The organism is Collinsella aerofaciens (assembly GCF_015557435.1).
Taxonomy (GTDB): Bacteria; Actinomycetota; Coriobacteriia; order Coriobacteriales; family Coriobacteriaceae; genus Collinsella; species Collinsella aerofaciens_Z.
Map to the genome: position 1 here is coordinate 1 of NZ_JADNOH010000039.1, position 1,440 is coordinate 1,440.

Consider the following 1,440-nt stretch of genomic DNA (forward strand, 5'->3'; position numbering starts at 1 on the left):
GGCCGCGGCGGCCCGCGCTGCATGAGCATGCCCTTCTGGCGCGAGGACCTCTAAGTCTTTCCGTTTCCGGTGCGGTCCCACTACAACCGCACCGGTTTCGCCCGTCAAACGGGCACCACTACTACTTTAAGTAATTCACTTCTTCGAAAGGAAACGAACCATGGGTGTTAACCTCTCCGGCCGTAGCTTCCTCAAGCTCCTCGACCTCACCACCGAGGAGATCGAGTACCTGCTCAAGCTCTCCAAGAACTTCAAGGACATGAAGCGCGCTGGCGTTCCGCACCGCTATCTCGAGGGCAAGAACATCGTCCTGCTCTTCCAGAAGACCTCCACTCGTACCCGCTGCGCCTTCGAGGTCGGCGGCATGGATCTGGGCATGGGCGTTACCTACCTCGATCCGGGTTCGTCGCAGATGGGCAAGAAGGAGTCCATCGAGGACACCGCCCGCGTTCTCGGCCGCATGTATGACGGCATCGAGTTCCGCGGCTTTGCCCAGGACGACGTCGAGGAGCTCGCTGCCAAGTCCGGCGTGCCCGTCTGGAACGGCCTGACCACCGAGTGGCACCCCACCCAGATGCTCGCCGACATCCTGACCGTCCAGGAGAACTTCAACTACGACATCAAGGGCAAGACCCTCGTCTTCATGGGCGACTGCAAGAACAACGTCGCTCGCTCCCTCATGGTCGTTTGCTCCAAGCTCGGCATGAACTTCGTGGCCTGCGGCCCCGAGGAGTGCATGCCCGCTGACGACGTCATCGAGGCCTGCAAGCCCATCGCCGAGGCCAACGGCTGCACCATCAAGCTGACCACCGACGTCAAGGACGGCGTCACCGGCGCTGACGTTCTCTACACCGACGTGTGGGTCTCTATGGGCGAGCCCGACGAGGTCTGGGCCGAGCGCATCGCTCAGCTCACCCCGTATCGTGTCACCTCCGAGGTCATGGCTATGGCCAACCCGGGTGCCATCTTCCTGCACTGCCTGCCCAGCTTCCACGACACCAACACCACCATTGGCGCCGAGAAGTGCGAGCAGTTCGGCATCAGCGAGCAGGAGGTCACCGACGAGGTCTTCGAGAGCCCCGCTTCCAAGGTCTTCGACGAGGCCGAGAACCGCATGCACACCATCAAGGCTGTCATGTACGCCACGCTCAAGTAAGAGCATCTAGCATCTCGCTCGGGGTGTATTGCTGCACGCCCCGAGCGGTTTTATCTGGTAAATATCTCGCACCAAGCGGTATGCACGGCACGGAAGAGTCGCTTTGCGCGAGATCAGTTAAATGATTTATGAAGGGGGGATGAGAACCATGACTGAGACCGCTAAGAAAAAGCGCGGTATGCCTTCATCGTTCACCATTCTTCTTGCTCTGCTGGCTATTGTCGCAGTGATTACCGTTATCGTCTCCGGCACGTCCGGCGGCGAGGTTACTGCAGCCCGTCTGA

At 60.1% G+C, this 1,440-nt stretch carries 1 protein-coding gene; it reads left to right on the plus strand.

Annotated features, from left to right (window positions below; all coding sequences use genetic code 11):
- The first annotated feature begins 160 nt into the window (after positions 1-160).
- A complete protein-coding gene (gene argF / locus I2G43_RS03540; protein ID WP_195535095.1) occupies positions 161-1,156 on the plus strand; it encodes an ornithine carbamoyltransferase in 996 nt (331 codons plus the stop codon).
- Positions 1,157-1,440: the final 284 nt, after the last annotated feature.

What these genes read in the sequence shown, in the direction of transcription:
- argF (WP_195535095.1), top strand. Translation starts at nt 161, where the DNA reads ATGGGTGTTAACCTCTCCGGCCGTAGCTTCCTCAAGCTCCTCGACCTC.